Raw genomic sequence first — 11,772 nt, 5'->3', positions numbered from 1 at the left:
GTGACCCGGAAGTCATCAAACGCATCATGGCAGACGAGCCGAAATCATAAGCCCCGCGGCCTTCGCCGGATGGATACTGTTATGCCGCCCTCGAAGGTGGATTAAATCAATTCGAGGGAAAACTACGCGCGCGCGCGCGAAACCTCGGGCTGACAGCTGTCAGCCCCGGAGGCACAATCCGCGGAAAGTTAAGGAATTCTTCGGATACATCCCGCCGCAAATTGAATTCAAAGTCAATGCGACGGGCTGAAGGATATCAGCTCACAATGGATTTCTCTCGCTGTTCCGCCGCATGCAGGCGACTGAGATTGTCGATTACGAAATAGAGCTTCGCATCGCTTTCATACCACTGTTGATAGAACCGGACGCCGGCCTGAACTTCGTCATCCTGAAGCAACTCGCCGCCAAGCGCAGCCTTGATACCTTCCGGTGTCTTGTCCGCATCGCGACCAAGAAGCTTTAGGCTCAATTCGTTCGACATTTTCTCACCGCCAGCATCCGCCCTTCTCACAGCTTTAAGGATCATGAGCTGAATGATCCGCCGCGCGATGTGCGGGTCGTCGAACCGGGCGACCCTGGACGCTTCTGCCTTATCGAAGCCAAACTCAAGAAGCCGTTCCGCGATCAGTTTTCGCACCGCATCGTTCTGGGAAAGCGACCCACCGCCAACGACACCGCGCGGCCGATTGCCAATATCAAAGGCGATTTCGGCCGTGAGTTGCGCAAGCTTCCGAGCTTCTTCGGCATCCTTTGCGATCGCCTCCAGCTTCATTTGAAACCCGACACCCGGGCCAGCAAGTTTCATTTCGGAGAATTTAAGCACCACGACTGCGGCGATGCCGAAACCACCACCGGCGAAAAGCCCCGTGATCGCACCGACCTCACCGGGAACGAGATAGTTCATCAACACCGCGCCGCCTGCTGCACTCCCGAGAACAGTCGCGCCGCTCACGATCCGCTCGATCGCCCGAACTGCCAATCCCTTCATATGCCCCCGCATCCAATGTCCCGGCAGCTCAAGCTTAGCCGTGATGATCAACTTGGCGGGAAAGTCGCAGAGAGTCGAGAGGGACGCGCCAGAAGCAGTATCTATGGTAATGTGCGTCATGCCGGCCAGCCGCTTTCGATATCGATGGCGTCGAGGGCCGCCGCGTCTTCGGCCGCTTCGATTGCGTCCTTGAGCGTGCGGCCTTGCTGGCGGATTTGGGCGTAGCGCTCGCCGACGCCGGCGGCCATGAGGATGCCATCGGTGGGTTCGGCGAGCGGGATGCGGATGTTTTCCATCGTGATCCAGCCCTGCTGATAGCTTTCCGGCAAGGGGATCAGACTTTGCAGGGCAAAGCCCGCCGTCGAGACCATCGCGGTCAAGTCGGCGCGCGAGCCGTCATCGAGGGCAATGTGCAGCGTGGTTTCGCCTGCTGCCACCGGCGCACCGGCCGCCAGCAATGTGGCGACATGGACGTTAACGGTGGCGGTGAGGCTGGCCTTGCGGGCGTCGAGCGTCGGCTCGGGGAAGATTTCGGAGCGCGGTACCTGCATCTGGACGCCGTCGCGCATGATGGTGACGAGGTAGGTCATGATGCCTTCCTTCCGAAAACTTCGTATCGCCCGCCGTTCACGAATGTGTATCCGCTAGATGCCTTTAATCTGAGGCCGTTGATGGGATAGTTGCCATAATAAATCGCCTTCGAAAGAACGGTGCCACTTCCGTACACACCTTGGAAATCACATTGCAGGCACGGTGATACTGAATTCGTGAGGCCGCTGATCCTGAGTTCACCAGAGATCGCGATGGTTGCCTCCTCTAGAGGAGCCTCGGCGGACGCAGAAACGGCCTGAGTGTTTTGCCCGCCGTTGGAGTACGCGGCAAATTTCGTCCCCACCAAGTAGTTTCCCCACACATTGTCACTGAGCCGACGCGAGGAAAGATAGATTGGACCACCCGTCATGGTCACGCCCATCAAGCGGATCACAATCTCTTCGAAACTGCCGTCAAAGCCGTCCGTAAGTTCAATTACAGGGGGGGTGCCGGAGATCGAAACGAAGTCGGTGATCCGCTGAAGCCCATTACGGCCAAATGACCGGAACGTCGCACCGTTGCAGTGGATCATGACCGATGCGCCAGCCACAAGCTTGAGCGTGGCGGCGCCATCAATCGTTTCCGCCCCGTTGGGATCGATGGTGATGACACCCGACCCGGTATTGCGGACATAGCAATACCAGCCATCGCCAAGCGTCGCGGCTGCCGTCAGCGCCAGCGTGAACGTGGAGCTACAGCTGATTGTCTGACCGAAGTCAGCCGGGAGCACGGTATAAGCTCCAGCCTGCAAGTTGGTCCGCAGCATGCGGACATCACGCACCAGCGATGGCGTCATGATGCGGGTATTGTCAGTGCCGGCCCGTGCGAGCGCGGCTGTCGCCCGCGCCTCCGGGTGAACATCGACGCCCGCCTTGTGCGTCGTGAGCGCATTGCCGATACCTGAGGTGACCTGATCGAGTGCTTCCAGCGCCTCCTGCACGCTTGTTCCCGCCGGGAAATTGCCGGCCGGTGTGACCGGCACATTCGTCGCCGGCACCCCCTGGCTTTGCAGAGCGGCGAGAATATCCTGCGCCTCGGCGATCTCCTCGTTGAGATCGCCGATGGTGTCGCCGATCTGCTCGATCTGCGGCGCGACCGCGTTCTGAACGTATTCGATTGCCGCGCCGGTTCCGGCGTCGATGACCTCCTGATAATCGGCATCGCGCGCTTCCAGCGCATTCAGTCGATCGGCGATCGAGCCGAACACGCTATTCCAGAGCGCCACCGTCCATTTGTAGAGAATGCCGGTCAGCTGATAGCGATCAGACGGGCTCGGCGGAGGCAATGACATCTTCGCCCTCCTTTTCGATCCAGCGATTGAGGGTCGCGCCATCGGTTTCGATTTCGTGGCGCGGCAGGTAGCGGAACGGCCCGTCGTTTACCGGGCGAGAGACCCGCGTGGTGTAGCGGGTCTCCGGCTCATACATCGGCGCATCGGCCATGGGGCACTCCTTAGAAGGCGTTAAGCTGGATGTCCTGGACGAAAGGCACGACCACGATGCTGTTGGTCGTGCCTTCAAGGCGGATGCGGCAGCTGGTGGCCGCCGCGCCGAGCGTGAAATTCGTGGTGAACTTCCACCGGCTGGGCTTGGTGATATCCTGCTCGGCGACCACTGTGCCGGTGACCACGGTGGCGCCCACCATGATCTTGTTGAGATGGGTGTGGCGGGCAGGATCGTAGTTATCAACCTGCGCGACCATTTGCAGCTGTGTCGTCGAGAAGCCGAAGTTCAGCTGCTTCGAGATCGCCCGCTGGATGCCCTGCATGCGTCCCGTCAGCACACGGGCATTGGTGGCATCGAGGATGAGGCAAGGCGCGATATCTTCGGTGCCCTGCATGATGCAACGCAGCTGCGCTTGCGGCGGCAGGTTGGCGAGCGGGTTGGGCGCGCGGTTGTCGAAGGGTATCCACACCGCGGAGCCGACCGGCTTGATCTCCCAGGAGCGCTGGGTGCCATCCGGCTCCCAGCCCTGAAACACCAGCTGCATTTCCGTCATGCCATCGGCAAGCGTCGCCGCTTCCATCTCGATGACGGTGCGGCTTCGTTCGAACTTCGCGCCGTTGACCCGCATGCAGATATCTTCGGTCGTCGACCCCTGCGACCAGATGCCATCCGTGCAGACGAACTTCGTACCACCGGTGAAGGCATTGCCGGTGCTCGTCTTGATGGCGTGATTGCCCCCGGTAACAAGAACCGCCGCGTAGCGCTTGCCGGTGTCGAGCAGCGTCGGTGGGATGACGAACTTGCACCAGCCGGTGTTCAGTTCGCCTTGCGGCTTCGTCATCTTGGCGATGACCGCATCATAGTCGGGTGCGCCGGCGGAGTTCAGCTTGACGACGCACAACGTGACATCGGAGCCCGCACCACTGCCGACACGATCGAAATAGAATTCGAACGACGTGCAAACCATCAGCTGCGCATTCAGGAAGGACTGCGCATGGATGGCGCCCGACAGACCGAAGTATTCGGTGTGGTAGGTGGTATAGGTCTCGGAGTAATAATCGCGGATGATGCCCGTCGCGGAGAAGTTCTTATGCCCTTCCGAGGCCGGGTTCTCATTCCAGGGATTGCCGCTCAAGCCACCGGAAACGAATTCCTGGCCGTTGACCGCAAAAATTTCACCGGGCTTGCGATCGCCGATGCTCTCCCAGCCTGCGGTATTTTCGCAGACGTTGATGGTGGCGCCATACCGGATGCTTTCATACGAGACCGTGTGCTGCGTCGCGGTGACGACTGTGTGGACGGTGTTCGACAGGTCGAGGCTTCCGCTGCCCAGCGGGCTTTCGATGCGGGTTACTTCTGTAAATTTCGGCAGGACGATCCGGCCGTCATAGATGCTCAGTTCCGCATTGCCATAGTCGAGCAGGCGCAGAGGATTGTTCTGGATCGAGGCATACTGGTAGCGGACGCCCTCCTTGATGCGCGCGATGCTATCGACATGCTGCAGATCCCAGAAGTCCTTCACGAGGCCCTGATCGAAGTAATAGTTTCGCGCCTCATCCGGAAAATTCATGAGCTGTGACATGCGCCCGACGTCGCGGGTCAGCTGACTGGCGAGCGCCCTGGTCGCAAAGTTCTTCTGCGCGGCCGCAACGGCAGCGATGTTGGTTTCCAACGCTTCGGCGCGCTTGAACAGCTGCTCGACCTTGACCTCTATCGCGACAAGCCGGCCGTCGATCTCGGCGACCGTCTTCACGCGACCATCATCGTTGGCGACGATCTCCTGAATGCCGGTCGATTTCAGGCGCACGAAGGCGATACAGCAGTCGTTTTCATTGATCGACGGGCGCAAGGCGGGGGGCGGCGCGAACTCGCCGGTCTGGATGACCACCGACATGCGCCGGCCGCTGATCTTTGGCGTCGGCTGGTTGACCGGAATGCTTTCGGTCAGCGGCTCTTCCGAGGTCTCGAAAGCGCGGACCTGATTGACCTCGACATCGGCGCCGCGCAGGATCAGCGCGATCCAGCGTTCGTCGTTTGCCACGGCCGGCTTGTAGGTCTGCAAGTTAACGGTGATCGGATCGACCCCGAAATAGACCTTTTCCGAGGCATGGTATTCGCCGGGGCTGACGGTGACAACGTCAGCCGAGGCTTGCGAGACGGTGATGCGCGCCCAATGCGCCGACCAGCCGAGGGCGCCGCCATGGACCGCTTCCAGCGCCGCCCGGCCTTTTTCGCTGATCAATGTAAAATCGAGAGGATCAGCGATTTCTGCGTCTGTGAAATTGATGATGTCCATGCATCTGCCTCAAATGTGCGTGCGATCGATAAAGCCGCCGATCGGGCGGCCATCGGCGATCAGGATTTCGTCGGCGAAGGTGATCTGGCGGCGCCAAGCCGCAGTGACGAGGTATTCGGTCGACGGCGCCTTTGCGATGCGCATCGCCTCCTTGACGCGTCGGACCGGTGTCAGGTCAACATTGCGTACAGCGCCGTGCCCGAGCGCTGAAAGGCCGAGCACGAAGGCGTTGACCGGTTTGTCGAGCATCACCTTCACCAGGTAGCGCGCCTTGAACGGAGGGTGCCCGACCGGAGTAAATGATGGCGCCGACAGACCCATGACGAAGCGCGCGGGGTAGGAGATGAAATCGATAACGTCCGCGTCGACAAACGAGAGGTACCGGAGCACGCCGATGTGCGAACCCTTCAGCTCGGGAAGCGCCTCGCCGGGATAGACCACGGAAACGCCGGCATATTGCGCGATGATCTCTCGCTTCCTGGCCTCAGGCCAATCCTCATACCAAAGGTCGACCGCATAGTGGCCAGCCAGCCAGGGCAACCACTGTGCCGGCGTTTCGTAGGGGTCCATCAGCTGCGCGTAGGGCACCGGCAGTTCGTCGGACATGCCGGCGGCGATGGCATATTCCCAGGCTTGGGTCGATGACGGCGGCAGCAGCTTGCCGATCGCGCTCATGATCGCACCTCCGGCACGATGGTCAGGCCCGTCAGAACGGGCACGGTATAGGGATCGGGCGAGATCACTACCGGCGCGAGGTCGCGGACCTTGATGACCGACGGCCCATAGGCCGCGCCGGCAAGCAGACCGGCCGGCACTTCGCCGCCGATCATGGTTCGCTCGATCGCAGCGGCCCGCACGCGCGTCTCGGCCTCCGCGACGACGATGGCCGGGTCGGGGCCGGTCGGCAGCTCGACCACGAAGGACGCATGGTATTCGGCGCGGATCGCCGGCAGCACCGAGATGCTAATGGCATTCGGCTTGATGGACGGGTTTGTCACGGCAGCACGAATGAGCAGCCGCTCCTCTTCGGTCGGCAGGCGTCCGGCCGGACCAATGATGACGATGTCGTCGTCGCCTCGCCGGCCATGGATGTCGAAGCCGTTGACCGCCGCATCCCACAGGCCAAGCGTCTTGTCGTCATTTTGCGGCCACGCGGCCCATGCCTCATAGAGATACCGATTGGCGCTGCCCGGGGCGGCTTTATCGAAACTGGCGAGATAGCGGCGTAGCAACGACGCATCGCTTTCCAGAACGGCAGGCGTATCAGCCGTGGCCGGCCGGATGACGATCCGCTCGATGTTGCGGCCGGCGACAAGATTTTCGAGGTCGGCATTGTGCGCCCGAACGGCGAGCAACGCCTCGATCGCATCATTGACGCGTTCGCGATCGACGGTGCGCTCCAGCGTCCAGGCGCGCAGCAAGCCAACGGCGGTTTCGCCCTTGATCATCTCCGTCGTGTAGGCTGGCAGCGCCGGGTCTTTGGCGCGCTGCGCATTCCATTCGACGATGAAGCGCGCGATCGCGGCATCGAGCATGGCCGGTTGGTTGACCGTTTCGAGGACGTCCGGGCGCCGGAGGCGGGTCAGGTCAATCGTCATCGCGCTACCCCGAGACGGACGGGCAGCATGGTCAGCGGCTGCGAAATGTCATAGTTGCCGTAGCGCCCCTCTGGGAAGTAGACGCCGCTGTGGCGCAAAGCCAAGCTGCCGTCCTGGGTGACGCGGACGAATTGCAGCGTCTGGATATCGTATTCCGGCTCCCACTTGGCCGTCGATCCGACCAGCTCGTTATAGATCGACAGCGCCAGCGCTGGCGTGATGTCTTCGGACAGGAACCCGCGCAGGCCGGAACCGTAGTCAAGCAGCATAGGCATTTCGTTGAGCCGCGTCATCCAGATGCGGCGCAGCTCCTGCGCCAGATGCGCCGCGCCGGAAAGCGGCGCGCCGGTTCTGGCGTCGATGCCCTGTCTGTAACGGATGGGTCCGGCCATGCTTCAACGGTCCTTCGAGGCGGCTTTAAACGGCGTCCGAAGCGGGTGCTTCAGCGGCAGGTTTCGGGCGGATGTGGCCGGCGAGCAGCTCGGCGCGGGCCTGTTCTTCGGTCAGTCGGATTTCCGTCTGGCCCTTCTCGATGCGCTGCAGGGCGATGCGCGGCGGTGCCTTATCGGTGATGTCGTAGGCGATCTTGCCGTCGTCGAGCGCCGCCGGCGTCGTTGCCGGTGCCTCGGCGGTGGCGTCGGTCTCGTCCTGGGCCGATGCGGTTGTGGGTTTCTTGGCCATGCTTTCTTCCTTCTTCAGCTCTGCGGCGGGCCGCTGATGCCGCCGCCTGGGATCACGCCGGTGTGCTTGTGAGAGCTGCCGACGTTGACATCGTTGTGGGTGAGCGTTCCGCCCTCGGCACGCACATTGCCGATCAGGCGGATGCCGTCCGGACCAAGCTCGATGCGTCCGCCGCCGCGCGTAAACACGGCGGTGTCCTCGGACTTCGACGGTGCTTGGTTGTCCTGGTCATAGCTCGCCGGCATCGCCATCGAGGCGGCGCCGACCGTGCCGGAGACCGACGACAGCACCATCTGCTCGCCGATCGCGGGCTGATTGTGGATTTTGAGGCCGCCGGCGCCGCCTTCTTGCCAGCGCGACCAAGGGCTGAGGATGTCGCGGCCGTCGCGGGTCGTGCCCATTTTCAGGCGCAACACGCGCTTGTCGGCGTCCACCTGGGCGACCTTGCCCGGCAGGTTCATCATCGCCACGCGACGATTGACCTGTTCGAGCTGCTCGCGGAGACGCCGGATTTCGAGGGCGGTATGGTCACGCATCGTCCACCTCCGGGCCGCCGGCCAGCCAGCCGTCCATTTCCGCCAGCTCCTCCGGCGAGGGATATTTGATCGTCGTCGTGTCTTCGACGACATGACCTATCGCGGTCGGCAGGAAGGTGACGCCAAGGCCGGTCAGCGTCTGCGACCAGGTCACCGTGTAATAGACCGTGCCTTGCGCCTGGTCGGCGACGGTGAAGAGCGGTTTGAACTCCGGGCCGGGCGTGGTTTCCGGCGCCGAGATGCCGCGCATACCCCAGAAGCAGACATCGACGTCCGCAAGCATCCGCAGGAACTGGTTGCCGATCGCCAGCGCCACGGCTTCCTTCTCAACACGCCGGTTCGCTATCGGCCGCGCCTCGGCGACGACATAGGCGACCCAATCGACCAACAGGCTGTAATGGCCGTCGATCGCGCGGAGCGTCCGCACCCGGCTCCAGCCGATCCCGACGCCGGGCGCGGCGACCAGGGCCTTGCTGACCAGTTCGGAAATGTCGACCTTGCCGGGATGGAGCATGACGGCGATGCCCGGCAGGTAGGCTTTGACGGTGTCGACGATGGCGCGCTGCGCCGGCGCGATTGGATCGGCGTCGAGCAGCTGGGCGAGCGTGGCGGGTGCGAGCGTCATTGCAGCGCTCCGAACATATCGCTGACGACGTCCATGATCTCTTGGCGGTTCGCTTCAGACAGGCCGACGAACGGGCGCGCTGGGATGGTCACGGACTTCGCCATCACGAACTTGCCGCCGAGCTGGAACTGCAGCGCCTTGCCGTTCTTCGGCTTGATCGTCATGCCGGCCTGATGAACATGGGCATATTCCCACGTCGAGCCCCATTCGGCCTCCGTCGCGGACGCCGTCCAGGCGATGGAATAAAGTAGGTGCTGCCCGGTTTCGACCAGGATCGGCGTGCCCTGCAGGTTCGGCGGCCATGCCTGACCATCGGGGCCAGTCTTCTCCTCCTCGATGCGCCGGCGGGTCTGGCTTTCGCCGAGCGCGCCGATCGTGCTCATCAGCTCGACCTCGTCGAACTCGGTGAGCGGGCGGAGCTTGCGGAAGACGTCCCCGAAGTCGGAGGCATCGACGACAATCGAGATGCTCATATCCGGCCGAGCCTTTCCCGCGTGAAGACGCGTTCCGGGCCGACCACGACAACCTCATTCTGGCCGACGTCGTTGGGAAGCTGCTCGCCGCCGGCAGGTCCGCCGGACGTGCCGCCCGTGGTCGACAGCGCGCCCTTGCCGGCGGCGATGGCTTCCAGGCGTTTGACCGCCTGGTCGTAACGTTCCTTGATCGCCTCGGAAGATCGGGCGAAAGACAGCGCCACGCGATAGAGTGTCATGTCGGCGCAATAGACGCGCAGCACCTCAAGCGATCCGGCATCGAGTGCGGCCAGCTCAGCGGCTGAATAGCGGGCGGCAAGGATGGCGCGGATTTCGATGGAGCTGTCGGACAGCGCATGACCGATGCGCACGTCGTCGCGCAGGCCGGTGGTTTCGTCGGCCGCGAGCAACGTCAGTTCGGAGGGGAAGCGGGCTTCCAGATCGGCGATCGTGGCGTAGGCGGTCATGACGGGTCCAAGGTGTGAGGGTGGGAGGCGGGCTAAGCCCCTACGTTCGAACGTTCCCTATCCGGCCAGGGCCGGGTCGATGGGTGCTGACCGCCTCGCGAGCGGGACCAGACCTCCCCAGGTATTGGTGCTGCTGTTTTCTGGCGGCATCATTTCCGCCAGAGGGGCTTCGGGGCATTCTCGGCTCGATGCCGCTTGTCCGCTCGCAGCGCTCCCCGCTCGGTATTCTCAGAGCTGCTCGTCCGGATCGGCCGGCCGATGCTCGTACCGGCCGTCAATCTTGATGAACGGATCGTCGCGCAAAGCTTCCAGCGCCTTCTCCGGATCGGGGCCAAGCTCCTCCCAGCGCAGGTCGCGCGGCACAGGGCCGAACGACATATTGGCGCGCCGACGCGGGCCGCCCGGGGCCGAGATGATGTAAATACGTTCGGCAACCATCATGCCGGTGCCCAAGGCGGTGCCCGGTGTTTCGACTTCCCGCGGCTGCTCAACGAACTCGACCGGCGTCGGGGTCGGCAACGACGGGACCGGCGCTCCTTCGGCGTCAGCCACAGCCGAAACCAAATCGCCGGCATCGCCGGTTACGGCGCCGGGCGCGGTCGCCTCCGTTGTGACCTCAGGCGCGCCGTTATTTTGGGTCGGTTCGCCGCCGGCCTGCGCGTCGATCGGCGCGGCGGGCACGGTGGGAGTGGGCGAGTTTTCAGCTTGCGTCTTCGTCCTGGGCGTCGATTTCGACATAGCGGGCTCCTTTTCGGTTTTCGGAAAGCAGCGCGCGAGCTGCTCTCGGAAAACCGCCGGCCCTGGGAGGAGGAGTAGGCCGGCGGCTCCGGGGGCTCTGACACCCCCTCCCGGGTTACGGAAATGCGTTCAGTGACAAACCATGCGTGGCGTAGCTGTCGCGGTAGACCGGCCGCAGCCGCTGGATGACGCGGAAGAGAACAGGCTTGAAGTTCGTGGGCCGCATCCAGCTGTCCACGAACGGCGTGGCGACGGCATGAATGACGTAGCGGGCGACGACGGACAGCGCGGTGATCAGCACGCTGAAACGGCAATAACGGACGAAGGCAGCGAGATAGCAAAAGCGACTGGAGATCATTTCGAACCTTTGACGATGACGAAAGACGGACGGCCGGTCCCGAACGCCGGGGCCAGCCCGGTCGGGTTACCTGAGGTACGGCGCCTCCATGATGGACACGAGATTGCGGAGCGTGTTGGTGGAGCCGCCAATCTGCTCGGAAAGCAGAACCTCACGCGCCTTGAACAGGTTCGTGCCGCCGACGATCAGATGCGTCGGCTTGATGTTGAGCAGCCGGCCTTCGTCATCCGTGTAACTGGTCATTGCCTCGTAGGCAGCCTTCAGGTTCGTGGCATCGAGCGTTGCCTTCGAACCAAAAGCCATCTGCCAGAAGCCGAAGCCGGCGGCCACGCGCGCGTCGACGCCGTACATGTATTCGTCACGCATGAAGACGGCGTCGGACTTGCTGGCATCTTCCTTGGCCGTAAACGCATAGTCGCGGCGCTTCTGGAAGATGAACGGCTTTAGGGGACGGCCGAGATCGGCGAGGATCCACAGAGCGCCGGCGCCCGCCTGGTAGTTCGAAACCGACTGGACGTTGCCTTCCTTGCCGACCGGATGATCGGTGTCGAAGAAGTTCTGGCCGTCGTAGCAGGTCAGTGCGGTCGCATTGTTGATCAGCTCGAATGCAACTTCTTCCGGGTGCTTGGCGGCGCTTTCGCCGAGCATCTGGAAACGCGGCGTGTACAGGCCGAGCTTGTCGTCCTCGATGTCGTCGCGCTGAACGCCGATCGTGGCTTCGAACTTGCGATTGCGGATCGAATAGCCCTTGCTCTGCAGGCTCTTGACCTGACGATCGCCGATCCATTCGCGCAGCTTCGGCATGTCGCCGAGCCAGCCGTAGGTTTCCTCGGCGGCAGTCGAGGTGATGACGGTGCAAACCGACGTATACATCGGCGTGACGCCGCTGAAGCCCGACTGAAATGCTGTCTTGAAGCCGCGCTGGGCGGCCTGCAAGACATCGGGCGTGATAACCTTTGCCATGGATGTCCCTCTG

16 protein-coding genes are annotated in these 11,772 nt (G+C 62.7%); all 16 read right to left on the bottom strand.

What is annotated here, in order from left to right; translation table 11 throughout:
* Window positions 1–256: 256 nt before the first annotated feature.
* The 16 genes from P7F60_RS29030 to P7F60_RS28955 all read right to left on the bottom strand — a co-directional run bounded on the left by P7F60_RS29030 (window position 257) and on the right by P7F60_RS28955 (window position 11,759).
* Window positions 257–1,108, bottom strand: a complete 852-nt coding sequence (locus P7F60_RS29030) for a hypothetical protein (protein WP_277921028.1) — start codon at window positions 1,106–1,108, stop codon at window positions 257–259.
* A complete protein-coding gene (locus tag P7F60_RS29025; protein ID WP_277921027.1) occupies window positions 1,105–1,578 on the bottom strand; it encodes a hypothetical protein in 474 nt (157 codons plus the stop codon). Before P7F60_RS29025 ends, P7F60_RS29030 begins: the two co-directional genes overlap by 4 nt.
* Window positions 1,575–2,870: a hypothetical protein gene (locus tag P7F60_RS29020; protein WP_277921026.1), complete on the bottom strand. Its 1,296-nt coding sequence runs from the start codon at window positions 2,868–2,870 to the stop codon at window positions 1,575–1,577. The genes P7F60_RS29025 and P7F60_RS29020 overlap by 4 nt, the downstream gene beginning before the upstream one ends.
* Window positions 2,842–3,021 (bottom strand): hypothetical protein, encoded by a 180-nt coding sequence (locus P7F60_RS29015; protein ID WP_277921025.1) that lies wholly within the window; start codon window positions 3,019–3,021, stop codon window positions 2,842–2,844. The genes P7F60_RS29020 and P7F60_RS29015 overlap by 29 nt, the downstream gene beginning before the upstream one ends.
* A gap of 10 nt (window positions 3,022–3,031) precedes the next feature.
* Window positions 3,032–5,266, bottom strand: a complete 2,235-nt coding sequence (locus tag P7F60_RS29010) for a hypothetical protein (protein WP_277921024.1) — start codon at window positions 5,264–5,266, stop codon at window positions 3,032–3,034.
* Between the two features lie 63 nt (window positions 5,267–5,329).
* Entirely contained in the window at window positions 5,330–5,995 is a 666-nt protein-coding gene (locus P7F60_RS29005) for a phage tail protein I (protein WP_277921023.1), read from the bottom strand.
* Window positions 5,992–6,918 carry a baseplate J/gp47 family protein gene (locus P7F60_RS29000; protein WP_277921022.1) on the bottom strand — a complete coding sequence of 309 codons (927 nt, stop codon included), beginning with the start codon at window positions 6,916–6,918 and terminating at the stop codon, window positions 5,992–5,994. The genes P7F60_RS29005 and P7F60_RS29000 overlap by 4 nt, the downstream gene beginning before the upstream one ends.
* The gene (locus tag P7F60_RS28995) at window positions 6,915–7,310 is read right to left on the bottom strand and encodes an integrase (protein ID WP_277921021.1); all 396 of its coding nucleotides are present in this window, start codon (window positions 7,308–7,310) and stop codon (window positions 6,915–6,917) included. The genes P7F60_RS29000 and P7F60_RS28995 overlap by 4 nt, the downstream gene beginning before the upstream one ends.
* A 25-nt stretch (window positions 7,311–7,335) precedes the next feature.
* Window positions 7,336–7,599 (bottom strand): hypothetical protein, encoded by a 264-nt coding sequence (locus P7F60_RS28990; protein ID WP_277921020.1) that lies wholly within the window; start codon window positions 7,597–7,599, stop codon window positions 7,336–7,338.
* 14 nt (window positions 7,600–7,613) lie between these two features.
* Entirely contained in the window at window positions 7,614–8,135 is a 522-nt protein-coding gene (locus P7F60_RS28985; RefSeq protein ID WP_277921019.1) for a phage baseplate assembly protein V, read from the bottom strand.
* The gene (locus P7F60_RS28980; RefSeq protein ID WP_277921018.1) at window positions 8,128–8,760 is read right to left on the bottom strand and encodes a hypothetical protein; all 633 of its coding nucleotides are present in this window, start codon (window positions 8,758–8,760) and stop codon (window positions 8,128–8,130) included. Before P7F60_RS28980 ends, P7F60_RS28985 begins: the two co-directional genes overlap by 8 nt.
* The gene (locus P7F60_RS28975) at window positions 8,757–9,233 is read right to left on the bottom strand and encodes a phage virion morphogenesis protein (RefSeq protein WP_277921017.1); all 477 of its coding nucleotides are present in this window, start codon (window positions 9,231–9,233) and stop codon (window positions 8,757–8,759) included. Before P7F60_RS28975 ends, P7F60_RS28980 begins: the two co-directional genes overlap by 4 nt.
* Window positions 9,230–9,700, bottom strand: a complete 471-nt coding sequence (locus tag P7F60_RS28970; protein ID WP_277921016.1) for a phage protein Gp36 family protein — start codon at window positions 9,698–9,700, stop codon at window positions 9,230–9,232. The genes P7F60_RS28975 and P7F60_RS28970 overlap by 4 nt, the downstream gene beginning before the upstream one ends.
* Before the next feature lie 228 nt (window positions 9,701–9,928).
* On the bottom strand, window positions 9,929–10,438 hold the full coding sequence (locus P7F60_RS28965) for a hypothetical protein (protein WP_277921015.1): 510 nt from the start codon (window positions 10,436–10,438) through the stop codon (window positions 9,929–9,931).
* A 115-nt stretch (window positions 10,439–10,553) separates the two neighbouring features.
* The gene (locus tag P7F60_RS28960; protein WP_277921014.1) at window positions 10,554–10,796 is read right to left on the bottom strand and encodes a hypothetical protein; all 243 of its coding nucleotides are present in this window, start codon (window positions 10,794–10,796) and stop codon (window positions 10,554–10,556) included.
* 66 nt (window positions 10,797–10,862) lie between these two features.
* Window positions 10,863–11,759: a Mu-like prophage major head subunit gpT family protein gene (locus tag P7F60_RS28955; protein WP_277921013.1), complete on the bottom strand. Its 897-nt coding sequence runs from the start codon at window positions 11,757–11,759 to the stop codon at window positions 10,863–10,865.
* Window positions 11,760–11,772 lie beyond the last annotated feature (13 nt).

The organism is Rhizobium sp. YJ-22, assembly GCF_029601685.1.
Lineage (GTDB): Bacteria > Pseudomonadota > Alphaproteobacteria > Rhizobiales > Rhizobiaceae > Metarhizobium.
Note: the sequence above shows the minus strand (reverse complement) of the source record. Positions and strands in the feature narration are given on the sequence as shown.

Bases quoted from the DNA above. Each gene is read 5' to 3' on its own strand.
- P7F60_RS29030 (WP_277921028.1), bottom strand. From the start codon at position 1,108: ATGACGCACATTACCATAGATACTGCTTCTGGCGCGTCCCTCTCGACT.
- P7F60_RS29025 (WP_277921027.1), bottom strand. From the start codon at position 1,578: ATGACCTACCTCGTCACCATCATGCGCGACGGCGTCCAGATGCAGGTA.
- P7F60_RS29020 (WP_277921026.1), bottom strand. From the start codon at position 2,870: ATGTCATTGCCTCCGCCGAGCCCGTCTGATCGCTATCAGCTGACCGGC.
- P7F60_RS29015 (WP_277921025.1), bottom strand. From the start codon at position 3,021: ATGGCCGATGCGCCGATGTATGAGCCGGAGACCCGCTACACCACGCGG.
- P7F60_RS29005 (WP_277921023.1), bottom strand. From the start codon at position 5,995: ATGAGCGCGATCGGCAAGCTGCTGCCGCCGTCATCGACCCAAGCCTGG.
- P7F60_RS29000 (WP_277921022.1), bottom strand. From the start codon at position 6,918: ATGACGATTGACCTGACCCGCCTCCGGCGCCCGGACGTCCTCGAAACG.
- P7F60_RS28995 (WP_277921021.1), bottom strand. From the start codon at position 7,310: ATGGCCGGACCCATCCGTTACAGACAGGGCATCGACGCCAGAACCGGC.
- P7F60_RS28990 (WP_277921020.1), bottom strand. From the start codon at position 7,599: ATGGCCAAGAAACCCACAACCGCATCGGCCCAGGACGAGACCGACGCC.
- P7F60_RS28985 (WP_277921019.1), bottom strand. From the start codon at position 8,135: ATGCGTGACCATACCGCCCTCGAAATCCGGCGTCTCCGCGAGCAGCTC.
- P7F60_RS28980 (WP_277921018.1), bottom strand. From the start codon at position 8,760: ATGACGCTCGCACCCGCCACGCTCGCCCAGCTGCTCGACGCCGATCCA.
- P7F60_RS28975 (WP_277921017.1), bottom strand. From the start codon at position 9,233: ATGAGCATCTCGATTGTCGTCGATGCCTCCGACTTCGGGGACGTCTTC.
- P7F60_RS28970 (WP_277921016.1), bottom strand. From the start codon at position 9,700: ATGACCGCCTACGCCACGATCGCCGATCTGGAAGCCCGCTTCCCCTCC.
- P7F60_RS28965 (WP_277921015.1), bottom strand. From the start codon at position 10,438: ATGTCGAAATCGACGCCCAGGACGAAGACGCAAGCTGAAAACTCGCCC.
- P7F60_RS28960 (WP_277921014.1), bottom strand. From the start codon at position 10,796: ATGATCTCCAGTCGCTTTTGCTATCTCGCTGCCTTCGTCCGTTATTGC.
- P7F60_RS28955 (WP_277921013.1), bottom strand. From the start codon at position 11,759: ATGGCAAAGGTTATCACGCCCGATGTCTTGCAGGCCGCCCAGCGCGGC.